This is a genomic window from Stenotrophomonas sp. INTA L402-1 (assembly GCF_059295135.1).
Genome location: NZ_JCAFWP010000027.1, coordinates 20,534 through 44,786 on the forward strand (window position 1 = coordinate 20,534; position 24,253 = coordinate 44,786).

The window sequence follows — 24,253 nt, forward strand, 5'->3', positions numbered from 1 at the left end:
ATCACGATACGCTGGGTTCCAGCCGGCGCCTGTCCCCGCCCTGCGATAGGGGTACACTGCCGGCCGTGAGCGTCCAGGCATCCCGCCGAACGCACCGCGGCAGTGCGCCGCGAGGCAACGACGAGGGTCGCGCCACCGGGCATGGCCCAGTTCACCCACCTCCGGCATGGCCGGGTGCAATCCAAGACGAGAAACCAAGATGAGCGACAAGGTTGTACATGTCGGCGACGCCGACTTTGATAGCGCAGTGCTGAATTCCAAGGAACCGGTGCTGGTCGATTTCTGGGCCGAGTGGTGTGGCCCGTGCAAGATGATCGCCCCGGCGCTGGACGAACTGGCAGATGCCTACCAGGGCCGCGCCAAGATCGCCAAGGTCAACGTCGACCACAACCGTGCGCTGGCCGCCAAGTACCACGTGCGTTCGATTCCGTACCTGGTCGTGTTCAAGGACGGCGAGAAGGTCGGCGAGCAGATCGGTGCGGTGGGCAAGGCCCAGCTGGCCGGCCTGCTGGACAAGGCCCTGGCCTGATCCTGCTGTTCTCCGGCAGCCGCCGACCGCGGCTGCCGGCGGGCGCCCCGCGCCCATGATGAATGCTGTTCCCGGCGACCCTTGCGTGGCGCCGCAGGCCGATGATAGTGTCGGCATATCCGGCCGCGTTCGCGTGCCGCACCCTCTGGACGCAGTTTCTTCCAGACCCATTCCCAACGTTCGCCGCCCCAGCCGGGCGCTCGCACCTTCAAGCGAGGAATAACGCTCTTGTCCGATAACACTTCCGAAACCGGCAGCGCCGATGCGCCCGCCGAAAAGCGCGTGCGCAAGCCCCGCGTGAGCAAGGCCGCCGCTCCGGCAGCCGCCGAAACCAGCGCCGCGCCGGCGCAGCCGACCCTGCCGCTGGCCGCCGCGCCCGAGGCACCGGCTGCTGCCCCTGCACCGAGCGCGCCCGCCGCCGAGGCCCCCGCCAGCAGTGGCGGTGGCGAAGGCGGTGAGGGTCGCGAATCCGGCCAGCCGCGCCAGCAGAACCACCAGGGGGGCGGCCAGAACCAGGGCCAGAACCCGTACAACCAGAACGGCCAGCAGGGCCAGGGGCAAGGTCAGGGCAACCGCCGTGACCGCTTCCGCAACCGCCGCGACCGTGACCGCAACAACCGCTTCCGCGACGATGGCCTGCCCAACGACGGCGGCGAGCAGCAGCCGTTCGTGCCGCGCCCGCACGCCAACGTACCCGAGGGCTTCCCGGTCTACTCGCTGAGCGACCTCAAGCGCATGCCGGCACAGAAGCTGCTGGAAATCGCCGAGCAGCTGCAGATCTCCGAAGGTGTGGCCCGTGCCCGCAAGCAGGACGTGATCTTCGCCCTGCTGAAGGTGCTGACCCGCCACGGTGACGGCGTTGCCGCCGATGGCGTGCTGGAAATCCTGCCGGACGGCTTCGGCTTCCTGCGCGCGGCCGAAGCCAGCTACCTGGCCGGCCCGGACGACACCTACATCTCGCCCAGCCAGATCCGCCGCTTCAACCTGCGCACCGGCGACCACATCTCCGGCCGCATCCGCTTCCCGAAGGACGGCGAGCGCTACTTCGCGCTGAACATCGTCGACACCATCAACGGCGAGCCGATCGAAGCATCGAAGAACAAGGTGCTGTTCGAGAACCTGACCGCACTGTTCCCGCGCCGCCGCTTCACCCTGGAGCGCGGCAACGGTTCGTCGGAAGACATCACCGGCCGCATCCTCGACCTGATGGCCCCGCAGGGCAAGGGCCAGCGCTCGCTCATCGTGTCGCAGCCGAAGGCCGGCAAGACCATGATGATGCAGCAGGTCGCCACCGCCATCACCACCAACCATCCGGACGTGCACCTGATCGTGCTGCTGATCGACGAGCGCCCGGAAGAAGTGACCGAAATGCAGCGCACCGTGCGCGGCGAGGTCATCAGCTCGACCTTCGACGAGCCGGCCGCGCGCCACGTGCAGGTGGCCGAAATGGTCATCGAGCGCGCCAAGCGCCTGGTCGAGCACAAGAAGGACGTGGTCATCCTGCTCGACTCGATCACCCGCCTGGCCCGCGCCTACAACAACGTGGTGCCGAGCTCGGGCAAGGTGCTGACCGGTGGTGTGGACGCCAACGCCCTGCACCGCCCGAAGCGCTTCTTCGGTGCCGCGCGCAACGTGGAAGAAGGCGGCAGCCTGACCATCATCGCCACTGCGCTGGTCGACACCGGCTCGAAGATGGACGAGGTGATCTACGAAGAGTTCAAGGGCACCGGCAACAGCGAAGTGCACCTGAGCCGCCGTATCGCTGAGAAGCGCGTGTTCCCGGCCATCGACATCAACCGTTCCGGCACCCGCCGCGAAGACCTGCTGATCGAACCGGAGCTGCTGCAGAAGATCTGGATCCTGCGCAAGCTGCTGCATCCGATGGATGAAATGGCCGCGATGGAGTTCCTGCTGGACAAGATGAAGAACACCAAGTCCAACGACGAGTTCTTCGGTTCGATGAAGCGCTGATCCCTGGCGCTGCATCAGAAGAAACCTGCCGCTCGCTGCGGCAGGTTTTTTTTTGCCTGCAGGGCGACGCACTTCACTTCGCTGGCGCCCGCTTTTGGCGATAATCCGCGCGATACCCTGCCCGGCCCCCGTGGGCCCTGCCACCGATTCCCGCTGTCGCCCCTTCCGGAGAACCGGTCGGGTCCAGCCTCCTGCCGGATCCGTCGACGCATGCGAACGCTGTCTCCCCGCCTCAACCTGGGCAAGCTGATCCTCGCCCTGGCCCTGCTCAGCGCCATCATCGCGCTGGCCAACACCCTGCTGGCCAGCTACCGGGTGCAGCGCGACCAGCTGGTCGGCAATACCCTGGAAGCCAACCGCGTCTACGCCACCAAGCTGGCCGAGACCACCCAGAACTTCCTGCTGGCCGCGCAGCAGCAGCTGGCCTATGCCGCGACCCGCCTGGGCGAGGACGACCTTGATCCGAAGCAGGCCCAGGATGAAGCCAGCCGCCTGCAGCTGCAGTCCAGCAGCTTCAACTCCTCGCTGGTGGTGGATGCCGACGGCCTGGTGATCGCCACCTCGCCGCAGACCCTGCAGCTGCAGGGTGAGGTGCTGCACAGTGTCGGCAACAACGCGGCACTGGCGGCGCGCCAGCCGATGATCAGCGATCCCTACCAATCGGCCACCGGCAAGCTGCTGGTGTCGCTGTCGCACCCGATCTTCGACCGCCAGGGCCGCTATCGCGGCTATGTCAGCGGCACCCTGTACCTGCGCCAGCGCAGTGCACTGCACACGCTGCTGGGCAAGCACTACTACCGCGACGGTTCCTACCTGTACGTGGTGGACCGCAATGGCCGCCTGCTGTACCACGCCGATGGCAAGCGGGTGGGTGACTACGTGGTCGGCAACCCGGCGGTGAAGGCCGTGGTGCGCGGAGAACGGGGCGCACAGCAGGTACGCAACAACCGCGGCGTGTCGATGCTGGCCGGCTATGCACCGGTGGCGGCCACCGGCTGGGGCATCATCGCGCAGCGCCCGACCGAGGCCACCCTGCAGCCGCTGTCGCGGTTGATGACCGCAGTGATCTGGAATGCGATTCCACTCGGCCTGCTGTCGCTGCTGGTCACCTGGTGGTTCGCGCGCCGCATTTCGATGCCGCTGTGGCAACTGGCGCGCAACGTGCAGGGCGGCGAGGACACCGGCAACGCGATCAACCACGTCAGCGGCATCCGCGCCTGGTACTTCGAGGTCGCCCAGCTCAAACAGGCGGTGCTGCACAGCTTCAATGCGCTGCAGGATCGTATCGGCACGCTCAACCGTGCCAGCCGCACCGACCCGCTGACCGGCCTGCTCAACCGCCGCGGGCTGCAGCAGGCGCTGGATGCGCTGCAGGTGCAGGGCATTCCGTTCGCGATCCTGGCGCTGGACATCGATCGCTTCAAGTCGATCAACGACAGTTACGGGCATGACGTCGGCGACAACGCCATCGTCCACATCGCCGACCAGATGCGCCGCTACTCGCGCGACAGCGACATCCTCTGCCGCGCCGGCGGCGAGGAGTTCCTGCTGCTGCTGCCGGGCATCAGTACTGAATCGGCCCGCCAGGCCGGTGAACGCCTGCGCCAGCACATCGCCGACCATCCGTTCGAACCGGTCGGCACCATCACCGTATCGCTGGGCGTGGCCCACTTCCCCAGCTTCCATGTCGACGCAGAACAGGCGCTGCGGCTGGCCGACAAGGCGCTGTACATGGCCAAGGAACAGGGCCGCAACCGGGTGGTGGTCTACCCGTACGCCGACTGACGCGGAGCCGGGCTGCCCGGCTCCGCAGCGGGTCTCAGCCCTGCGCCAGCGGGGTCAGCAGCCGCAGGCCGCGCTTGGCGCCGTCCACCATGTAGACGCCGCCTTCCGGCAGCAGATCGCTGCCGACCTGCTCGACCGGGTCCGCCTCGCGCCACGGGACGGTCTGCCGCGGCCCCGGAATGAAGGCGCGCCAGCGGCCATAGCGTTCCGCCACTGCATTGGGATCGTTGTTCAGGGCGAAGTTCACCGGGATGCGAACCGTCCAGCTGTCCCGGGTGCTGTCCTCGCCGGTGGTCGGCGGCTTGAAGGTCCACGTGCGGGCGGTGCTGACACTGGCTCTGGCCAGGATGTCACGCATCTTGGCCAGGGTCCGCTCAGGTGCGACCACGGCCATGTTCACCTGCTCGGCGGCCACATCGGCCACTGTTCCGTCACGGGCCACCTTGACCAACAGCAGCACCTCACCCTGGCCACCGTTACGGTAGGCCGCTTCCGGGTAGCGCGGCGGCGTCATGTGCAGCTGGGTCACCGAATCGGTGGCCTTCGGATCGTACTCGCTGAAGTCGACACTGGTCATGCTGATTTCATAACCGCCATCGGCCGCAGCCTTGCCGCGCAGGCGAACGCGCAAAGGGGCCCGCGTGGCCACCGCCTGGCCATCGCGCAGCGTGGGCTCGAAGCGCCAGCCACCGATGGTGCCTTCCACGAAGGAGGCGATGCTCGGGGCCACCATGGCTTTCTGGTCCAGCACCAGCGAACGGACCGCGCCCTCCGGCGTGACCTCGATATGACCGGACAGCACCATGCTCATTTCCGCAGTCGCACGTACAGCACGTGCGGTCTGCGCAGTGGCATCGCCTGCAAGCAGGGGGGCGCCGGCACCTACGGCCAGCGCGAGGGCGAGAAACAGTGGGGAACGCATCATTGCCGAATCCTTGGTGATGAACGGCGAGCCTATCCCAGTCCCAGCCGCGATGACAGCCGGTTCACGCCAGCCGGTGTGCGCCCGCGTAGGGCGGCGTGTCCGGATAATCACCCCGGGCGAAGCGTTCCTGCAGGCCCTGCCACCAGCCCGGGTCGAACAGGTGCCGGTAGTGCTCGCGCACGGCTGCCAGCTCCGCAGCAGGCAGGCCCATGAACGGACCGAAGCGCTCGGGAAACACGTCGCGCGGGCCGACATGGAACCACGGCTCGTCGGCCATCGCTTCCTCTGGCGTGCGTGGCTGCGGCCAGGCGCGGAACACGCAGTCGCTGACCAGGCACAGCTCGTCATAGTCATAGAACACGGCCCGGCCGTGCCGTGACACACCGAAGTTCTTCGGCAGCATGTCGCCGGGGAAGATGTTGTTGCGCGCCATGTCGGTGATCGCCTGCGCGTAGTCGAGCACCGCCGCGCGCACCGCCTCGCCGGACTGCTCGCGCAGGTACAGGTTCAAAGGACGGAAACGACGTTGCACATAGCACAGTGCGACTTCGACCTCGTCGCCATCGACACGTACGCTCTGCGCGCACTGCTGCAGCAGCTCTTCCAGCAGGGCCGGCGCGAAGCGCTCGCGCGGGAAACGCAGGTGGCGATAAGGCTGCGCATCAAGCAGGCGGCCGACACGATCGAGATTGAACACCAGCGCGTACTTCTCTTCCACCTGCTGCCGCGACATTGCCTTGGGCCAGGCGAAACGGTCGCGGATCAGCTTGAACACCAATGGATAACTGGGCAGGGTGAACACCGCCATGACCATGCCCGGCGTGCCTTCGGCATGCACCAGCCGTTCCTGCGGATGCTCGTTGAAGTGGCGGAAGAAGGTTCGGTAGCGCTCGGTCTTGCCCTGCTTGGCACGTCCCAGCACCGTGTAGATCTCGTCGATCGGCTTGCCCGGCAGCAGGCTGCGCAGGAACACCACCGCGTCGCCCACGGTGCCCAAGTCAGCCTGGAAGTAGCTGCGCGACACGCCAAACAGATGGGCGACATCGCGGCGCCGGGTCAGTACCGCATCGGCACGCAGGCCGCGCGCATCGTTGACAAGGGCAATCACGCATGGCGAAAAGCGATGCTCGCCGAACACGCGGCCAACCAGGTAAGCGCGGCGCTCGCGGTAGAACACCGTGTCGAGCAGTTCGATGCTGCGTACCGGCGTGTCCCCCCAATGGGCGAGGTCGTCCTGCAGGCGCACGGCGATGGCCGCCGCACAGCGCAGCTGGTGCGCATAGGGGATGTCGAAGCGGTAGTCGGCCAGCACGCGTTGCAGGGCCTCCACCGGCCGCGTCGGCGAGACCGCGTAGGTATGCCGCGCGACAGGATGGGTGATTGCATCGGAGGGCTCGACGTCGAAAGCAATGAATTCCAGCGCCGGGTCCACGCCGCGGGTAGCGAACAGGCGCCGCGACAGCGTGTTGTAGAAGGTCTTGTACAGCTCGGCGTCGATCAGGCCCTGCAGCAGCCCGCTGTACTGCGCGTGCACCTGCAGCCACAGCGCACGCTCGCCGATCGCGTCACCGGCGAGGCGGCGCAACGCATCCATCTGCTCGGCGATGCACAGGTCGTACAGGGCGATGCGCTCGACCGCATCCTGTCGCGCACCAGCCCAATCGCGCTGCTCGAAGCGCTGCCGCGCCCGCGCGGTGATCGCCGCGAAGCGGGCATGGTACTGCTCGAAACCATCGCGGATGGCACCGGCGATACGCGGCGCCAGCTCGGCAACGATGTCAGGCGTGGACATGCAGGGCTCATCCGGGAGGACCGGCTTCACCATACGCTGGCGTGTGTGATGCCGTCGAGCGCAGAGGTAGTGCCGGCCGCTGGCCGGCAGCCCCTGGACCGCCGATGGATCCATGCAGATGCCGGCCAGTGGCCGGCACTACCGGCTCAGATCGCCAGTTCGGCCTCCACGTCCTGCACCTTGCGCCGCGCCAGCGCCAGGTTGGATTTGGTCCGGTCCAGCACGATGTAGAAGAACAGGCCCTTCTTCTTCGCCACCGGGCGCATGATGTGGTACGCCTTGCCCAGCGAGATCAGGATGTCCTCGATGCTGTCGTTGAGGTTCAGCGACGCGGCGGTCTTCATCTTGGCGCGGATCACTTCAGTGTTGCCGGCGGCGGCCACTTCCATGTCCATGCCGGCACCGGCTTCGCCCAGCAGCATGCCGCTTTCGTAGTCGACCAGCGCCACTGCCTGCGCGCCGTCGATGCCCATCAGTGCGTTCAACGATTCATTCAATCCAGCCACGTCGCACCCCTTGTCGATGTTGGTTCGAGCCCCTCGTTCCCCTGCGGCCGGGCTCACGATCCGCCGAGTTCGGCCAGGATCGCCTGGCCACATTCCCTGCTCTGCCACAGCACCTGGCCGATCACGCTGCGCTGGTCGCAGGCCGCCATCAGCAGCAGCGGTGCGCGCCCTTCGGCCTGGATCGCCAGCATCAGCACCTTGCCGCCCGCGGCCTCCAGCATCAGCGTCTGCAGATCGCCCAGCAGCAGTTCGCGGCCAACTGCCGCGGCCAGCGCCAGCATCGCGCTGGTCATCGCCGCCAGCCGCTCACCGCGCCCTTCGGCCCCGGCACTGACCAGGGCGAAGCCATCGACACTGGCCAGCACCACCGTGCGCACGCCTTCCACGCGCTGCTGCAGGTCCTGCAGCAGCGGCTGCAGGCGCTCACGCTGACCGGCATCGGGCAGTACCGCCATCTGCCCGTCAGCCATGCGCCGCCACCAGTGCGTGCGCTTCCATTTCGCTCATCAGTACATCCATCAGCAACAGTCCCTGTTCGCGGTCGCGGGCATCCACCGCCAGCAGCGGCAGTGGTTGGTCGTCAAGGCTGGCACGGGCGGCCCAGTCATCCAGTGCGGCCTGCGGTGCCTGGTCCAGGTGGGTGACCGCCACCACCAGTGCCAAGGATGATGCGAACGGCTGCAGCACCTGCAGGTAGTCCTCCAGCTCGCTGGCCAGCCCGGCACGACGCGCATCCAGCAGCAGCACCGCGCCACGCGCGCCCTGCAGCAGGATCGGCCACAGGAAATCGAAACGCTGCTGGCCGGGTGTTCCGTACAACCGCAGGCGTTCGCCATTGGGCAGGTCGATGTCTGCGTAGTCCAGCGCCACGGTGGTGGACGCCTTGTCGGCGCCAAGGCGATCACTGTTGGCCACATCCGTGTCGACCACCGCGCCAACCGCGATGCTGCGTACGAGGGTCGACTTGCCGCTGCCCATGCCGCCCAGCACCACCACCTTGTGCTCACGCATTGCGTTCGCTCCCGCGCAGGTGCCGCCACAGGCGGGCAAGCAGGCCGTTGTCGGTGCGGGTGCCACCTGTCGCCATCAGCGGCGTCGCCGGTGCAGTCTGCAGCTGCGCGTAGCCGCACAGGTAGGCGGCATGGATGAAATCGCGCACCGCCGCAGCCGGCAAATCAAGCAGCATCACGCACTCGTCAACCGTGCACGCGCGCTTGAGCAGCAGCGAACACAGGCGGAAGCCATCATGGTCGTGGCCCAGTACGCGGAAGTCCGGCCAGCGCAGCAGCTTCACTGAAGCGCCACGCAGGCGTTCGTCCAATGCCTGCCAATGGCGGCTGCGCTGTGCCCACTGCCACAGCAGCGGTCGCAGTGGCTGGCGTGGCCGCTCACCGGCCAGCGCCTGCAGGCGTGCGGGTGTCAGCGCATCCAGTTGCAGGTGTTCGAAGGCATCGGCCAGACGCTCCACCAGCGCCGCAGCCGGTTCCTGCAGCAGCACGGCCTGGTCGTGCTCCAGATCCATCAGCAGCAGAGGCTCGCCCGCGTCACTCAACAGTGCCTGCCCCTGTCGCAGCGGCAGTCGCTCGCGCAGCAGGCGGGTGATGGCGTGTGCACCATCGGCCAGACGGATCGGTGCGGGTGCGTGCATGGCCATGGGCTCCGGTGCCAACTGCATGCGGCGCAGCGCGCGGCCGATGGCACCATCGTCAAGCACGTCCTGGTGCCCATCACCGTCACGCAGCTGGCCGCCCAGGTCTTCGATCCAGCACTGCAGTCGCGGACGCTGCTGACGCATGCGCTGGGCCGCGTTGCGCAGCGCCGGCGTATCGCGGATGACCAGCAGATCGCAATCATCCAGGTCCTGGCTGCGGCGGATCTGGCCGTCCGGCAGGGCCGATGCCACGCGCAGCCGCTGCAGCAGGGCCTGCTCGCCCTGGATGTCGGTTCCCACTACCAGCACGCGTGCCATCCGTGTTCCCCGTGCGGCCACCTCCCCGGTGGCCTCGCGTCGCCAAGGCTAGGGCATCGCCAGCGGCAGCCGTCGTGATCGACTGCTCAGATCGAGGGCGGTTGCAGGCTGTCTCCTATCCGTTCTGCGACGGCCATCGCGGGCAAGTTTCATGCCCCTTTGACGGCATTCCGACAGCCGATGGATGTCACGGTTCTGGTCCCCGGTAGATCGACGCCATGCGTGGATGAAGGGCCGCAGTAATCCCGGCCCAAAAAGAAACCCGCGCCGAAGCGCGGGTTCCGGTGTCACGGCCGAGCGGCGATGGATCAGCCGCGCAGCTGCTCCAGCGCGGCGTTGAAGGTCGCGCTCGGGCGCATCGCCTTGCTGGCCTTGGCCACATCCGGACGGTAGTAGCCGCCGATGTCCACGGCCTTGCCCTGCACCGCGATCAGCTCGTCAACGATCTTCTGCTCGTTGTCGGTCAGCGCCTTGGCCAGCGGGGCGAAGCGTGCCTTCAGTGCGGCGTCTTCGTCCTGCGCGGCCAGCGCCTGCGCCCAGTACAGCGCGATGTAGAAGTGGCTGCCGCGGTTGTCGATGCCACCCAGCTTGCGCGACGGCGACTTGTCGTTGTCCAGGAACTGGCCGTTGGCTTCGTCCAGCGCCTTGGCCAGCACACGGGCAGCGGCGTTGTCGTAGCGGTTGCCCAGGTGTTCCAGCGACGCGGCCAAGGCCAGGAATTCGCCCAGCGAATCCCAGCGCAGGTAGTCCTCTTCAACGAACTGCTGCACGTGCTTCGGGGCCGAACCACCGGCGCCGGTCTCGAACAGGCCGCCACCGGCCATCAGCGGCACGATCGACAGCATCTTGGCGCTGGTGCCCAGCTCCATGATCGGGAACAGGTCGGTCAGGTAGTCGCGCAGCACGTTGCCGGTCACCGAGATGGTGTCCTCGCCCTTGCGGATGCGGTCCAGCGAGAACGCGGTGGCTTCCACCGGCGGCAGGATGCGGATATCCAGGCCGCTGGTGTCGTGGTTCTTCAGGTACTGCTCGACCTTGGCGATGACCTGCGCGTCGTGGGCGCGGGCGGCATCGAGCCAGAACACGGCCGGGGTGCTGCTCAGGCGGGCGCGTTCGACGGCCAGCTTGACCCAGTCCTGGATCGGCGCGTCCTTGGTCTGGCACATGCGCCAGATGTCACCGGCTTCCACGGCGTGCTCGAACACCACGGTGCCGGCATCGTCAGTGACCTTGACCACGCCATCGGCAGCGATCTGGAAGGTCTTGTCGTGCGAGCCGTACTCTTCGGCCTTCTGCGCCATCAGGCCGACGTTCGGCACCGAACCCATGGTGGCCGGGTCGAAGGCGCCGTGCGCCTTGCAGTCGTCGATGACGGCCTGGTACACACCGGCGTAGCAGCGATCCGGAATGACCGCCTTGGTGTCCTGCAGCTTGCCTTCGGCGTTCCACATCTTGCCGGAGTCGCGGATCATCGCCGGCATCGAGGCGTCGACGATCACGTCGCTCGGCACGTGCAGGTTGGTGATGCCCTTGTCCGAGTTGACCATGGCCACGCCCGGACGCTGTGCGTACTCGGCGGCGAGGTCGGCTTCGATCGCAGCGCGGGTGGCTTCCGGCAGCGACGGCAGGCGTGCGGCCAGGTCACCGATGCCGTTGTTGGCATCGAAACCCGCCTGCTTGAGCACGTCGGCGTGCTTGGCCAGCACGTCCTTGTAGAACTCGTTGACCGCCACGCCGAACATGATCGGGTCGGAGACCTTCATCATGGTCGCCTTCAGGTGCAGCGAGAACAGCACGCCCTGGGCCTTGGCATCGGCGATCTGCTCGCCGATGAAGGCGGCCAGTGCCTTGCGGCTCATGACGGCGGCGTCGACGATCTCGCCGGCCTTCACCGCGGTCTTTTCCTTCAGCACGACGGTGCTGCCGTCCTTGCCGTGGAAGGTGATCTTCAGCGAACCGGCGTTGGCCAGGGTGGCCGACTTTTCGCTGCCGTAGAAATCACCGGCAGCCATGTGCGCGACGTGCGACTTCGAATCCGAGGCCCAGGCGCCCATGCGGTGCGGGTGCTTGCGCGCATAGTTCTTCACCGACAGCGGTGCGCGGCGGTCGGAGTTGCCTTCGCGCAGCACCGGGTTCACCGCGCTGCCCTTGACCTTGTCATAGCGCGCCTTGTAGTCGCGCTGCTGGTCGCCAGCCGGGGTTTCCGGGTAATCCGGCAGCGGATAGCCCTGGTCCTGCAGTTCCTTGATGGCCGCCTTCAGCTGCGGCACCGAAGCGGAGATGTTCGGCAGCTTGATGATGTTGGCGTCCGGGGTGGTCGCCAGCTGGCCCAGCTCGGCCAGGTCGTCGCTGACCTTCTGCGCGTCGCTCAGCAGTTCCGGGAACAGCGACAGGATGCGGCCGGACAGCGAGATGTCACGGGTTTCCACCGCGATGCCTGCGGTGGAGGTATAGGCGTCGACGATCGGCAGCAGCGACTGGGTGGCCAGGAACGGTGCTTCGTCGGTCAGCGTGTAGAGGATCTTGGACATGGGGGACTTGGACTCTGTAGCAATGCTCAGGGGAAGGCCGGCGCCAGCGCCGGGCCACGTGCAACCGTGTCACTTCCCCCGCCGCCGTCAGGGTGGGCGCGCGGCGGGGAAACCCCTGCATTGTCGCGTTTTCAGCCGCGCGGGGCAAAGCCGCGCCATACGCGGCGGTACTGCGTGCCGGCAACGCTGTGATCCATCCACGCACGGTGTGGATGAAGCACGGCCCGGTTGTCAGTAGATCCACGCCATGCGTGGACAGCGCCAACCGTCGCCCAACAAAAAAGGACGCAGCCTCGCGGCTGCGTCCATCGTGAGCCCTGCCGGGAGAGAGTCGGCAGGACTTACTTGACCTCAAACTCCTGCGGCGTTCCGGCCGCCTTGCCATCGACGGTGACTTCGGCGCGGTACTTGCCGGCCGGCCAGCCCTTTGCATTCTTGAAGGTGACGTTGGTGGTTTCCGCACCGCTGGTGTTCAGGGTGGCGTTCTGTTCGCCAGCCACCTGGCCGTCCTGGTAGGTCAGCTTCGCGCCAACGGTGACGTTGTTGGCGGCGCCGTCGGTCTTGACCGAGACGATGACGTCATCCTTCGGTGCGAACAATGCTGTCGTTGCAACCGACTTGTCGGCGGCTGCGGTCTTGCCGACGGTGACGGCCGAGACGCTGACAGCAGCGGCTTCTGCCATCGGCGGCGGTGCGCCGGTCATCGGCGCCGGTGCTGCCGGTTCGGCCGGAGCGGTCGCTGCCGGGGCGGCGTTGCTGTCGGTCGACTCTTCTTTCTTCTTGCAACCGACCAGGGCAACGCTGCCCAGCAGGGCGGCGATGAGGGCGGTCTGGAGCGGGGTGGTCTTGATCATTCGGGGTTCCTCCCAGGGATTGTCGGACGGCGTTCGATCGCCGTTTACTTCGGCGGCAGTTTCAGGGTCTGGCCCGGAAAGATCTTGTCCGGGTCGTCAAGCACATCGCGATTGGCTTCGAAGATCTTCTTCCAGGCATTGGCGTCGCCCAGATGCTGCTTGGCGATCTTCGACAACGAGTCACCCTTCTGCACGGTGTAGGTGCCGCCGCTGACGACGTCTGCGGTGCTGTCCACCGAAGCGCTGACGCCAGAGAAGTCCGCCTTCGGCACCTGCTCGGCGGTACTGTCGACGCTGCCACTGACGCCGGAGAAATCGGCTTTCTTCTCGGTACTCATCCACAACTCCCGTCTGCATGACTACGTGGTTCGCACGTTGCCATGACGGTTGTTAAATGGGGATGGTGCAGATGTGAAGCCGCCCCCGGGGGCGGCTGAACAATCGGGAGAGACGGTGCCCGGTAGTGCCGGCCGCTGGCCGGCTGTGCCAGGGGGATCCGGCCTTGGCCGATTGCCGGCCAGCGGCCGGCACAACGAGCAACCGCCTGCGGCGGTTACTGCCGCAGCTCGCGGTAGGTCGCAGCCGGGGCGGCAATGCCGGGGCTGGCACGCCAGGGATTGATATCCAGGCCACCACGGCGGGTATAGCGGGCCTCCACTTCCAGCCACTGCGGCTGGCAGCGGGCGGACACTTCGCTGAAGATCCGCTCAACGCACTGCTCGTGGAACTCGGCGTGCTCGCGGTAGCTGACCAGGTAGCGCAGCAGGCCCGCGCGGTCGATCTTCGGCCCACGGTAACGCAGGCTGACCGTGGCCCAGTCCGGCTGGCCGGTGACCGGGCAGTTGGACTTCAGCAGCGACGAGACCAGGGTCTCCTCCACCACCTCGCCTGCATCAGCGGCGAGGAAGTCCGCCTGCGGCGGACCGTAGCAGTCGATCTCCACGTCCAGCCCGTCGATGGATTCACCGAGCGGTGTCTCGCGCAGGCCCGGCAGGCCGAACTCGACCTGGACCGGCGCACCGGCGCAGGCTGACAGGTCGGCTACCAGGCGCTCGCGCAGTGCCTCGGCGCTGTCGACGCGGGTGCTGTTGAGGGAGTTGAGGTACAGCTTGAACGACTTCGATTCGATCAGCCGCGGCGAGGTACACGGCACCTGCACGGTGGCGACGGCGACCTGCGGCTTGCCACGCGGGTCGAGCCAGCTCAGCTCGAAGGCATGCCAGCGGTCGTGGCCAACGAACGGCAGCGCGGCGTCATCGAGGCCGATCTCGGCGCGGGCACCGCTGCGGGGGATGGGAAACAGCAGGCCGGGATCGTACTGCGACGGGTAACTGACCTCGCGACCGAGGCTGGAATCCTGTGGGGTGTTCATGGGGGTCATTGTATCGCGCGGAGGGCGGGCCTTCGGCCGGGCCGGCCAACGGCGGAGCCCCTCCGTGGTGGGGGGCGCCGAAAGCCGGGATTCCCTGAAGTGGCCCGGGCGGGTGGAGCTGGCGGGGACGCCGTGAATCCTTCCCTGGAGGCTTAGCCGCGCCATCCATGGCGCGGATACCCCGCCACCTCCACCCGCCCGGCCCCGGACACATTTCTGCCACCGAGCCACCACGGGAAAGATCAGAAAATCAAAATCAGAATCAAAATCCAATCGTTCAGACAGTACCGATGTCTGCCCGTGTCGACCAAGGTCGACACCTACCAGAGCAAAACGCCGTTCCGACAGATCGCGGAAAACTGTCGAAGGCGGGGTGGGTCCGGTGGCAGGGGCGTGAGCCGCATGGATGCGGCGACCGAGCTTACAGGGACGTACTTGCAGCGTCCCCTGCCACCGGACCCACCCCGCCAACCCTCAGGAAACCAGCTTTTGACGTTGACGTGGCTCTGGCTTCGGCGGGTGCAGGGCTGCAAGCCCTGCTGGAAACCCTCACCCCGCAGGAGTGCCGGCACCGTTCAAGTAATCCAGGCTCACCTGCAGCAGCGCGCGCAGTCCCACATCCAGCGCCTTCTCATCCAGCAGGAACTTCGGCGAATGATTCGCCGGTGCCGTCGCCGGGTCGATGCCCACGCTGGTCGAACCGACGAAGAAGAACATCCCCGGCACTTCCTTCGCGTACAGCGAGAAATCCTCCGCACCCATCTGCAGCGGTGGCTCGTACACGTTGTCCTTGCCCACCACCGCCTGCAGGCTCGGCAGCATCTTCGCGGTCAGCGCCGGGTCGTTCACCGTGGCCGGATTGCCCTCTGACTCGTAGATGTCCGTCACCGCCTTGGCACCGTGCGCGGCGGCGGTGTGCTCGGCCACGTTGCGCAGGTCGGCGAAGATCTGCTGCCGCATGCCTTCGTCGAAGGTACGGATGGTGCCGACCATTTCCACTTCATCCGGAATGATGTTGTAGCGGATGCCCCCGTTGATCGCGCCGAAGGTCAGCACCGCCGGCTGCTTGGACAGGTTCGCGCGGCGGCTGACGATGGTCTGCGCGGTGCCGACCAGGTCAGCGGTGGCCACGATCGGATCAACACCGTTCCACGGCGCCGAGCCATGCGTCTGGCGACCGATCACCTTGATCCCGAAACGATCCGAGGCGGCCATCAGCGGGCCACCGCGCACCGCGATCTGCCCAGCCTGCACGCTGGAGAACACATGCAGGCCAAACACGGCTTCCGGCTTGAAGTCGGCGAACAGGCCTTCCTTCAGCATCAGGGCAGCACCACCCTCTTCCGGCGGCGGTGCACCCTCTTCGGCCGGCTGGAAGATCAGCATCACCTGGCCCGGCAGATCCTTCTTCATCGACACCAGTGCCTCGGCCACGCCGAGCAGGGTGGCGGTGTGCGCGTCATGGCCGCAGGCATGCATCACGCCCACGGTCTGCCCGCGGTACTGGTCGGTGGCTTTCGAGGCGAACGGCAGGCCGGTCTGTTCGGTCACCGGCAGCGCGTCCATGTCCGCGCGCAGGGCGATCTTCGGCCCGGGCCTGCCGCCTTCGATGATCGCCACCACGCCGTGGTGGGCGATGCCGGTCTTCGGCTTCAGGCCCATCGCACGCAGGCGCTTGGCGACCTCGGCCGAGGTGCGCACCTCACGGTTGGACAGTTCCGGGTGCTGGTGGAAGTCGCGCCGCCATTCCACCACCTTGGCCTGCAGCCGCTGGGCGGCAGCGGTCACCTCCGGGCGCTGCCCGTCCTGGGCATGGGCAAGGGCCGGCAAGGCCAGCAGCAGGGCGGACAGCAGCAACGAACGGCGCATCACGATCTCCACGGCAGGGGGTTCCAGCTGAATGTAGGGCAACACCGCCGCTACGGGAACCTCCGCGGCCGGATCCGGTCTTAGCGCCCGTCCCATCCGTCATGCAGGAAACGTGATGTGGCGCAGGTATGCTTTGCGCATTGCCAACCGGGGCCGTGCCCCGTCCAGCCCTCTTGGAGTCCTTGAATGTCACGTGTTTGGAAGATCGTGCTGCTGGTCGTGGCGGTACTGGTGCTGGCCGTGGTCGGCCTGCGCGTACTCGGCGGGGGCAAGGACAAGGCCGGTGGCCCGGCGGCAGCTGCGCGCCAGGGCGGTGAAGACCCGGATGCCGGCCCGGTGCCGGTGACCGTGGTGGATGCGGCACGCCAGGACGTGCCGGTCTATGCCAGCGCGCTGGGTACGGTGACGGCGATGAACACCGTCACCGTCAGCCCACAGGTCGGCGGCCAGCTGATGAGCCTGAATTTCCGCGAAGGCCAGGAAGTAAAGAAGGGCGATGTGCTGGCGGTGATCGACCCGCGCACCGCCCAGGCCAGCTACGACCAGGCGGTGGCATCCAAGCGCCAGAACGAGGCGCTGCTGGCCACCGCGCGTTCCAACTACCAGCGCTCGAACGCGCCGGAATATCGCCAGTTCGTCGCCAAGACCGATCTGGATACACAGCGAAACCAAGTGGCACAGTACGAAAGCGCAGTCGCGGCGAACGAGGCCAGCATGCGCTCGGCGCAGGTGCAGCTGCAGTACACCAAGGTCACCGCGCCGATCACCGGCATCGCCGGCATCCGCGCGGTCGACGCCGGCAACGTGGTCAACGCCGGCACCGCGCTGGTCACGCTGACCCAGATCCATCCGATCCACGTGCTGTTCAACCTGCCCGAGCGCCAGCTCGGCGATGTGCGCCAGGCGCAGGCCGCCGGTGCGGTACCCGTCGCGGCACTGGACCGCGCCGATTCGCACGTGCTGTCCGGCGACGGCAAGCTTGACGTGGTCGACAACCTGATCAGTGCCGACAGCGGCACGTTCAAGGCGCGCGCGATCTTCGACAACACCGACAACGGCCTGTGGCCGGGCCAGTTCGTCAACGTGCGCATGCAGCTGCGCACGATTGCCGGTGGCGTGGTCATTCCGACCCAGGCCGTACTGCGTGGCCCGGACGGCGAGTACGTCTATGTGGTGCAGGGCGACAACACGGTGAAGATGCAGACCGTGCGCAGCGGCGTGGAAGTGGGTGACAGCCAGGTGCAGATCGCCGAGGGCCTGAAGGGCGGCGAGCGGGTGGTCAGTGAAGGCCAGTTCCGCTTGAAGCCGGGCAGCAAGGTCACCGCGCTGAAGCCGGGCGAAACCCCGGCGGTGCCGACCGAAGCCGAGCTGAAGGCCGCCGAGCAGAAGAACGGCGGCGGTGGCCGTCGTGGCGGCGGCCCGCGCTGAGCGCAGGCTACCGACCTCCCTCGCGCCGGCAAGCCTGCCGGCGCCGACATTGAAGTGCCAGCAAGGATCAGTCCGTGGGCTTTTCGACGATCTTCATCCGCCGCCCCATCGCCACCTCGCTGCTGATGGCGGGCCTGTTGCTGCTGGGCATCCTCGGTTACCGCAAGCTGCCGGTGTCGGCGCTGCCGGAAATCGATGCGCCCAGCCTGGTGGTCACCACCCAGTACCCCGGCGCCAACGCCACCACCATGGCCTCGCTGGTCACCACGCCGCTGGAGCGCCAGTTCGGGCAGATCTCCGGGCTGGAGCTGATGACCTCCGACTCGTCGGCCGGGTTGTCCACGATCATCCTGCAGTTCTCGATGGACCGGAACATCGACATTGCCGCGCAGGACGTGCAGGCGGCGATCCGCCAGGCCACCCTGCCCTCGTCGCTGCCCTACCAGCCGGTCTACAACCGGGTGAATCCGGCCGACGCGGCCATCGTTACCCTGAAACTGACCTCTGACACGCGCCCGCTGCGCGACGTCAACAACTACGCCGACTCGATCCTGGCCCAGCGCCTGTCGCAGGTGCAGGGCGTGGGCCTGGTCTCGATCGCCGGCAACGTGCGCCCGGCCGTGCGCATCCAGGTCAATCCGGCCCAGCTGTCGAACATGGGCCTGACCCTGGAGCAGCTGCGCAGCGCGCTGACCCAGGCCAACGTCAACGCGCCGAAGGGTTCGCTGAACGGCAAGACCCAGTCCTACAGCATTGGTACCAACGACCAGCTCACCAGTGCCGCCGAGTACCGCGACACCATCATCAGCTACAAGAACGGACGTCCCGTGCGTTTGTCCGACGTGGCCGAAGTGGTTGATGGCGTGGAGAACGACCAGCTGGCCGCCTGGGCCGATGGCAAGCCGGCGGTGCTGCTGGAAGTGCGCCGCCAGCCCGGCGCCAACATCGTGCAGACCGTCGAGCGCATCCGCGCGATCCTGCCGCAGCTGCAGGGCGTGCTGCCAGCCGACGTGCACCTGGAGATCTTCAACGACCGTACCGAGACCATCCGCGCCTCGGTGCATGAGGTGCAGTTCACCCTGATCCTGACCATCGGCCTGGTGGTGGCGGTGATCTTCGTGTTCCTGCGCCGCCTGTGGGCCACGATCATTCCCTCGGTGGCGGTGCCGTTGTCGCTGGCCGGCACCTTCGCGGTGATGGCCTTTGCCGGCATGTCGCTGGACAACCTCTCGCTGATGGCGCTGGTGGTGGCCACCGGCTTCGTGGTCGACGATGCGATCGTGATGATCGAGAACATCGTGCGTTACATCGAGCAGGGCAAGAGTGGCAAGGAAGCGGCCGAAATCGGTGCGCGCCAGATCGGCTTCACCGTGCTGTCGCTGACCGTTTCGCTGGTGGCGGTGTTCCTGCCGCTGCTGCTGATGCCCGGCGTCACCGGCCGCCTGTTCCACGAGTTCGCGTGGGTGCTGAGCATCGCCGTCATGCTGTCGATGCTGATCTCGCTGACGCTGACCCCGATGATGTGCGCCTACCTGCTCAAGCCCGACGCCTTGCCCGAAGGCGAGGACGCACATGAGCGTGCGGCGGCGGCCGGCAAGCAGAACCTGTGGACGCGCACCGTCGGCCTGTACGAGCGCAGTCTGGACTGGGTGCTGGACCACCAGCGCCTGACCCTGGCCGTGGCCGGCGGCGCACTGGTGCTGACCGTGCTGCTGTACGTGCTGATTCCCAAGGGCCTGCTGCCCGAACAGGACACCGGCCTGATCACCGGCGTGGTCCAGGCTGACCAGAACATCGCCTTCCCGCAGATGGAGCAGCGCACCAAGCAGGTGGCCGAAGCGCTGCGCCAGGACCCGGACGTGACCGGCGTGTCAGCCTTCATCGGCGCGGGCAGCATGAACCCCACGCTCAACCAGGGCCAGCTGTCGATCGTGCTGAAGGAACGCGGCGAGCGCGACGGCCTGGACAAGATCCTGCCGCGCCTGCAGAAGGCCGTCGCCGGTATTCCGGGCGTGGCCCTGTACCTGAAGCCGGTCCAGGACGTGACGCTGGATACCCGCGTGGCCGCCACCGAGTACCAGTACTCGCTGTCGGACGTCGATCCGGCGACCGTGGCCACCCAGGCCACACGCCTGACCGAAGCGCTGCGCAAGCGCCCGGAACTGGCCGACGTCGACAACAACCTGTCCAACCAGGGCCGCGCGCTTGAACTGAACATCGACCGCGACAAGGCCAGCGTGCTGGGCGTGCCGATGCAGACCATCGACGACACCCTCTACGATGCGTTCGGCCAGCGCCAGATCTCGACCATCTTCACCGAACTCAACCAGTATCGGGTTGTGCTGGAAGTGGCGCCGGAGTTCCGCACCAGCACCGCGCTGATGGAACAGCTGGCCGTTGCCTCCAATGGTGCCGGTGCACTGACCGGCACCAATGCCACCAGTTTCGGCCAGGTCACCTCGTCGAACTCATCGACGGCTACCGGCATCGGCGCGCAGAACACCGGCATCACCGTCGGCGCGGGCAGCATCATTCCGCTGTCGGCACTGGCCGAAGGCAAGGTCAGCAGTGCGCCGCTGGTGGTCAGCCATCAGCAGCAACTGCCGGCAGTGACGGTCTCGTTCAACGTGGCGCCGGGCTATTCGCTGTCCGAAGCCGTGCGTGCAATCCAGGAGACCAAGGACAGCCTGGACATGCCCACCCACCTGCATGCCGAATTCATCGGCAAGGCCGCCGAATTCACCGGCAGCCAGACCGATGTGGTGTGGCTGCTGCTGGCCTCGCTGGTGGTGATCTACATCGTGCTGGGCGTGCTGTACGAGAGCTACATCCACCCGATCACGATCATCTCCACGCTGCCGCCGGCCGGTGTCGGTGCGCTGCTGGCGCTGATGCTGTGCGGGCTGAGCCTGTCGGTGGATGGCATCGTTGGCATCGTGCTGCTGATCGGTATCGTCAAGAAGAACGGCATCATGATGGTGGACTTCGCGATCGAGGCACGCCGCGCCGGTGCCAACGCGCACGAAGCGATCCGCCGCGCCTGCCTGCTGCGTTTCCGCCCGATCATGATGACCACCGCCGCGGCCATGCTCGGCGCGCTGCCGCTGGCGCTGGGTACCGGCATCGGTTCGGAGCTGCGCCGCCCGCTGGGCATCGCCATCGTCGGCGGCCTGCTACTGTCGCAGCTGGTGACCCTGTACACCACGCCGGTGATCTACCTGTACATGGAACGCTTCTCCGAGTGGCTGGCACGCCGCCGTGAACAGCGCGCGCTGCGCGATGGTTCGCTGCAGGAGCCGCAGGCATGATCCACGCCCCGCTGCTGCGGGGGGCCGCACGATGAACCTGTCCGGTCCCTTCATCCGCCGCCCGATCGGCACCGCGTTGCTGGCCATCGGCCTGTTCATGGTCGGCCTGATCTGCTACCTGCGGCTGGGCGTATCGGCGCTGCCGAACATCGAGATCCCGGTGATCTTCGTGCACGCCAGCCAATCGGGCGCGGACGCGGCGACCATGGCCTCGACGGTCACCGCACCGCTGGAACGCCACCTCGGCCAGCTGCCCGGCATCGACCGCATGCGCTCGTCGAGTTCGGAAGGCAGCTCGCTGGTGTTCATGATCTTCCAGAGCGGCCACAACATCGATTCGGCCGCGCTGGACGTACAGACCGCGATCAACTCGGCGCAGGCCGACCTGCCCTCGGGCATGGGTTCGCCGATGTACCAGAAGGCGAACCCGAACGACGACCCGGTGATCGCCATCGCGCTGACCTCGCAGACGCAGTCGGCCGACGAACTGTACAACGTCGCCGACTCGCTGCTGGCGCAGCGCATCCGCCAGATCAGCGGCGTTGCTTCGGTCGACATCGCCGGTGCCTCGACGCCGGCGGTGCGTGTGGACGTCAACCTGCGCCTGATGAACGCACTCGGCCTGACCGCCGATGACCTGCGCAACGCGGTGCGTGCGGCCAATGTGACCTCGCCCACCGGCTTCCTCAGCGATGGCAACACGACCACCGCGATCATCGCCAACGATTCGGTCGCACGCGCTGCCGACTTCGCCGACCTGGTGGTGAAGACCCAGGGCGACGGCCGGGTGATCCGGCTGAAGGACATCGCCAACGTCTACGACGGCCAGCAGGATGCCTACCAGGCGGCGTGGTTCGACCACAAGCCGGCGGTGGTGATGTACGTGTTCACCCGCGCCGGCGCCAACATCGTGGAGACCGTGGACCGGGTCAAGGCACAGATCCCCTCGCTACGCGACTACCTGCAGCCCGGCACCACGATGACGCCGTACTTCGACCGTACGCCGACCATCCGCTCGTCGCTACATGAAGTGCAGATCACTCTGCTGATCAGCCTGGCGATGGTGGTGCTGACCATGGCGCTGTTCCTGCGCCGGCTGGCACCCACGCTGATCGCCGCAGTGACCGTGCCGCTGTCGCTGGCCGGTGCCGCGCTGGTGATGTACGTGATGGGTTTCACCCTGAACAACCTGAGCCTGCTGGCGCTGGTGATCGCGATCGGCTTCGTGGTCGACGATGCGATCGTGGTGATCGAGAACATCATGCGCCACCTCGACGAAGGCATGCCGCGGATGCAGGCAGCGCTGACCGGCGCGCGCGAGATCGGCTTCACCATCGTCTCGATCACCGCCTCGCTGGTGGCGGTGTTCATCCCGCTGCTGTTCGCCAGCGGCATGATGGGCGCGTTCTTCCGCGAGTTCACCGTCACCCTGGTGGCGGCCATCGTGGTCTCGATGATCGTCTCGCTGACCCTGACCCCGGCACTGTGCAGCCGCTTCCTCAGCGCCCACGACCACACGGCGCCGCCGTCGCGCTTCGGCCGCTGGCTGGATGCCGGCCACGAGCGCATGCTGCGCATCTACACCGTGTTCCTGGATTTCTCGCTGCGCCATGCGCTGCTGCTGTCGCTGACGCCGCTGCTGCTGATCGGTGCCACCGTCTTCCTGTTCGGCGCGGTGAAGAAGGGCGCGTTCCCGCCGCAGGACACCGGCCTGATCTGGGGCCGCGCCAACTCCAGCGCCACCGTCTCCTTCGAGGACATGGTCGCCCGCCAGCGCCGCATCACCGACATGCTGATGGCCGACCCGGCGGTGAAGACCGTGGGTGTGCGCCTGGGCAGCGGTCGCCAGGGCTCCAGCGCACAGTTCAACGTCGAGCTGAAATCACGCAAGGAAGGCCGCCGCGAAACCACCGCACATGCCCTGGCGCGACTGAGCGCCAAGGCCGACCGCTACCCCGACCTGCAGCTGCGCCTGCGCGCGATCCAGGACCTGCCCAGCAACGATGGCGGTGGCTCCAGCCAGGGCGCGCAGTACCGCATCTCGCTGCAGGGCAATGACCTGGCGTCACTGCAGGAATGGCTGCCCAAGCTGCAGGCGGAGCTGAAGAAGAACCCGAAGCTGCGCGACGTCGGCACCGATGTGGACAATGCCGGGCTGCGCCAGAACATCGAGATCGACCGTGCCAAGGCCGCCCGCCTGGGTGTTTCGGTCGGCGCCATCGACGGCGCCCTGTACGGTGCGTTCGGCCAGCGCCAGATCTCGACCATCTATTCGGACATCAACCAGTACAGCGTGGTGGTCAACGCCCTGCCCTCGCAGACCGCTACTCCGGCGGCGCTGGACGAGGTGCATGTGCGTGCGCGCAACGGCGATATGGTGCCGCTCACGGCGGTGGCCAAGCAGGTGCCGGGGCTGGCGCCTTCGCAGATCACCCATGAGAACCAGTACACGACGATGGACCTCAGCTACAACCTGGCGCCGAACGTGAGCATGGGCGAGGCCAAGGCGATCATCGACGCGACCGTGGCCGGCATGCGCATGCCCGGCGACATCCGCCTGGCTGATGACGCCGGCTTCGGCTTCAACTCCGACCCCAGCGACATGCTGATCCTGGTGTTTGCCGCGATCCTGACCGTGTACCTGGTGCTGGGCATGCTGTACGAGAGCCTGATCCACCCGGTCACCATCCTGTCCACGCTGCCGGCGGCGGGCGTGGGTGCGCTGCTGGCGTTGTTCGGCACCAATACCGAACTGTCGGTGATCTCGATGATCGCGCTGGTGCTGCTGATCGGCATCGTCAAGAAGAACGCGATCATGATGATCGACTTCGCGCTGGTGGCGCAGCGGGAACATGGGCTGGCACCGCGCGAAGCGGCACGCGAGGCCAGCATCGTGCGCTTCCGCCCGATCATGATGACCACGATGGTGGCGATCCTGGCTGCTGTGCCGCTGGCGATCGGCCTCGGCGAAGGGTCCGAGCTGCGGCGTCCGCTGGGTATCGCGATGATCGGCGGCCTGCTGTTCTCGCAGAGCCTGACCCTGCTCAGCACGCCGGCGCTGTACGTGATCTTCTCCTGCCTGGCCGAGCGCTGGCGCGCACGTCGCGCACGCAGGCGCGAAGCGAAGCTGCTCAAGCGCGCGCAACGGGCGTAGAAGGGCCCATCCACGCAGGGCGTGGATCTACTGGTAGCGCCGGCCGCTGGCCGGCGTTCTCCGTACAGCCAATCTGCCGGCCAGCGGCCGGCACTACCGTGGGAGCGGATGGTGGGTACGAACCGTGGGCACGGATGGTGGGTGCGGACCGTTGGTCCGCATACCTCCGGGTTTGACGCACGGTAACGAAAAGAGAACAATTCTCATCCAGCCATGGTCCTGCGCCCCTTCGCGGCGCCCCGCTGCCATCTCCGGCCAGC

General features: G+C 67.0%; 17 protein-coding genes. 6 read left to right on the forward strand and 11 right to left on the reverse strand.

Annotated elements, in window-relative coordinates; all coding sequences use genetic code 11:
* Positions 1–199: 199 nt before the first annotated feature.
* The 3 genes from trxA to AC5O77_RS15140 all read left to right on the forward strand — a co-directional run bounded on the left by trxA (position 200) and on the right by AC5O77_RS15140 (position 4,285).
* Positions 200–529 (forward strand): thioredoxin, encoded by a 330-nt coding sequence (gene trxA / locus AC5O77_RS15130; RefSeq protein WP_005411275.1) that lies wholly within the window; start codon positions 200–202, stop codon positions 527–529.
* Positions 530–757: 228 nt separating this feature from the next.
* Entirely contained in the window at positions 758–2,500 is a 1,743-nt protein-coding gene (rho, locus tag AC5O77_RS15135; protein WP_029379723.1) for a transcription termination factor Rho, read from the forward strand.
* Positions 2,501–2,710: 210 nt separating this feature from the next.
* A complete protein-coding gene (locus tag AC5O77_RS15140; RefSeq protein ID WP_032130287.1) occupies positions 2,711–4,285 on the forward strand; it encodes a sensor domain-containing diguanylate cyclase in 1,575 nt (524 codons plus the stop codon).
* Positions 4,286–4,319: 34 nt separating this feature from the next.
* Here the strand turns inward: AC5O77_RS15140 and AC5O77_RS15145 are convergent, their stop codons facing one another.
* From AC5O77_RS15145 to AC5O77_RS15195, 11 genes are all read right to left on the reverse strand, one after another.
* On the reverse strand, positions 4,320–5,210 hold the full coding sequence (locus tag AC5O77_RS15145; RefSeq protein WP_032130286.1) for an energy transducer TonB: 891 nt from the start codon (positions 5,208–5,210) through the stop codon (positions 4,320–4,322).
* Between the two features lie 61 nt (positions 5,211–5,271).
* Positions 5,272–7,002, reverse strand: coding sequence for a bifunctional isocitrate dehydrogenase kinase/phosphatase (gene aceK, locus AC5O77_RS15150; RefSeq protein WP_071229347.1), 1,731 nt, complete (start codon positions 7,000–7,002; stop codon positions 5,272–5,274).
* A gap of 146 nt (positions 7,003–7,148) precedes the next feature.
* A complete protein-coding gene (locus AC5O77_RS15155) occupies positions 7,149–7,508 on the reverse strand; it encodes a hypothetical protein (RefSeq protein ID WP_005419760.1) in 360 nt (119 codons plus the stop codon).
* 53 nt (positions 7,509–7,561) lie between these two features.
* The gene (locus AC5O77_RS15160) at positions 7,562–7,978 is read right to left on the reverse strand and encodes a roadblock/LC7 domain-containing protein (protein WP_049401646.1); all 417 of its coding nucleotides are present in this window, start codon (positions 7,976–7,978) and stop codon (positions 7,562–7,564) included.
* Positions 7,971–8,519, reverse strand: a complete 549-nt coding sequence (locus tag AC5O77_RS15165) for a GTP-binding protein (RefSeq protein WP_071229345.1) — start codon at positions 8,517–8,519, stop codon at positions 7,971–7,973. Before AC5O77_RS15165 ends, AC5O77_RS15160 begins: the two co-directional genes overlap by 8 nt.
* Positions 8,512–9,477 carry a hypothetical protein gene (locus AC5O77_RS15170; RefSeq protein WP_329913737.1) on the reverse strand — a complete coding sequence of 322 codons (966 nt, stop codon included), beginning with the start codon at positions 9,475–9,477 and terminating at the stop codon, positions 8,512–8,514. The genes AC5O77_RS15165 and AC5O77_RS15170 overlap by 8 nt, the downstream gene beginning before the upstream one ends.
* Positions 9,478–9,785: 308 nt before the next feature.
* Positions 9,786–12,008, reverse strand: coding sequence for an NADP-dependent isocitrate dehydrogenase (locus tag AC5O77_RS15175; protein WP_478057481.1), 2,223 nt, complete (start codon positions 12,006–12,008; stop codon positions 9,786–9,788).
* Positions 12,009–12,349: 341 nt separating this feature from the next.
* The gene (locus AC5O77_RS15180) at positions 12,350–12,862 is read right to left on the reverse strand and encodes a hypothetical protein (RefSeq protein WP_032130280.1); all 513 of its coding nucleotides are present in this window, start codon (positions 12,860–12,862) and stop codon (positions 12,350–12,352) included.
* Positions 12,863–12,906: 44 nt separating this feature from the next.
* Complete coding sequence (locus AC5O77_RS15185) at positions 12,907–13,200, reverse strand: LysM peptidoglycan-binding domain-containing protein (protein ID WP_005419771.1); 294 nt, start codon at positions 13,198–13,200, stop codon at positions 12,907–12,909.
* 215 nt (positions 13,201–13,415) lie between these two features.
* Positions 13,416–14,234 (reverse strand): NADPH-dependent 7-cyano-7-deazaguanine reductase QueF, encoded by an 819-nt coding sequence (queF, locus tag AC5O77_RS15190; RefSeq protein ID WP_049424070.1) that lies wholly within the window; start codon positions 14,232–14,234, stop codon positions 13,416–13,418.
* Between the two features lie 549 nt (positions 14,235–14,783).
* Entirely contained in the window at positions 14,784–16,103 is a 1,320-nt protein-coding gene (locus AC5O77_RS15195) for a M20 family metallopeptidase (protein ID WP_478057482.1), read from the reverse strand.
* A gap of 186 nt (positions 16,104–16,289) precedes the next feature.
* On the opposite strand from AC5O77_RS15195, the gene AC5O77_RS15200 reads away from it, so the two are divergent.
* From AC5O77_RS15200 to AC5O77_RS15210, 3 genes are all read left to right on the forward strand, one after another.
* On the forward strand, positions 16,290–17,531 hold the full coding sequence (locus tag AC5O77_RS15200) for an efflux RND transporter periplasmic adaptor subunit (RefSeq protein ID WP_032127184.1): 1,242 nt from the start codon (positions 16,290–16,292) through the stop codon (positions 17,529–17,531).
* 74 nt (positions 17,532–17,605) lie between these two features.
* A complete protein-coding gene (locus AC5O77_RS15205; protein ID WP_478057483.1) occupies positions 17,606–20,839 on the forward strand; it encodes an efflux RND transporter permease subunit in 3,234 nt (1,077 codons plus the stop codon).
* Between the two features lie 31 nt (positions 20,840–20,870).
* Positions 20,871–23,993 carry an efflux RND transporter permease subunit gene (locus AC5O77_RS15210; protein ID WP_478057484.1) on the forward strand — a complete coding sequence of 1,041 codons (3,123 nt, stop codon included), beginning with the start codon at positions 20,871–20,873 and terminating at the stop codon, positions 23,991–23,993.
* Positions 23,994–24,253 lie beyond the last annotated feature (260 nt).

Coding starts and splice junctions, on each gene's coding strand:
- trxA (WP_005411275.1), top strand. CDS start 200: ATGAGCGACAAGGTTGTACATGTCGGCGACGCCGACTTTGATAGCGCA.
- AC5O77_RS15140 (WP_032130287.1), top strand. CDS start 2,711: ATGCGAACGCTGTCTCCCCGCCTCAACCTGGGCAAGCTGATCCTCGCC.
- AC5O77_RS15145 (WP_032130286.1), bottom strand. CDS start 5,210: ATGATGCGTTCCCCACTGTTTCTCGCCCTCGCGCTGGCCGTAGGTGCC.
- aceK (WP_071229347.1), bottom strand. CDS start 7,002: ATGTCCACGCCTGACATCGTTGCCGAGCTGGCGCCGCGTATCGCCGGT.
- AC5O77_RS15160 (WP_049401646.1), bottom strand. CDS start 7,978: ATGGCTGACGGGCAGATGGCGGTACTGCCCGATGCCGGTCAGCGTGAG.
- AC5O77_RS15165 (WP_071229345.1), bottom strand. CDS start 8,519: ATGCGTGAGCACAAGGTGGTGGTGCTGGGCGGCATGGGCAGCGGCAAG.
- AC5O77_RS15170 (WP_329913737.1), bottom strand. CDS start 9,477: ATGGCACGCGTGCTGGTAGTGGGAACCGACATCCAGGGCGAGCAGGCC.
- AC5O77_RS15175 (WP_478057481.1), bottom strand. CDS start 12,008: ATGTCCAAGATCCTCTACACGCTGACCGACGAAGCACCGTTCCTGGCC.
- AC5O77_RS15180 (WP_032130280.1), bottom strand. CDS start 12,862: ATGATCAAGACCACCCCGCTCCAGACCGCCCTCATCGCCGCCCTGCTG.
- AC5O77_RS15185 (WP_005419771.1), bottom strand. CDS start 13,200: ATGAGTACCGAGAAGAAAGCCGATTTCTCCGGCGTCAGTGGCAGCGTC.
- queF (WP_049424070.1), bottom strand. CDS start 14,234: ATGAACACCCCACAGGATTCCAGCCTCGGTCGCGAGGTCAGTTACCCG.
- AC5O77_RS15195 (WP_478057482.1), bottom strand. CDS start 16,103: ATGCGCCGTTCGTTGCTGCTGTCCGCCCTGCTGCTGGCCTTGCCGGCC.
- AC5O77_RS15200 (WP_032127184.1), top strand. CDS start 16,290: ATGTCACGTGTTTGGAAGATCGTGCTGCTGGTCGTGGCGGTACTGGTG.
- AC5O77_RS15210 (WP_478057484.1), top strand. CDS start 20,871: ATGAACCTGTCCGGTCCCTTCATCCGCCGCCCGATCGGCACCGCGTTG.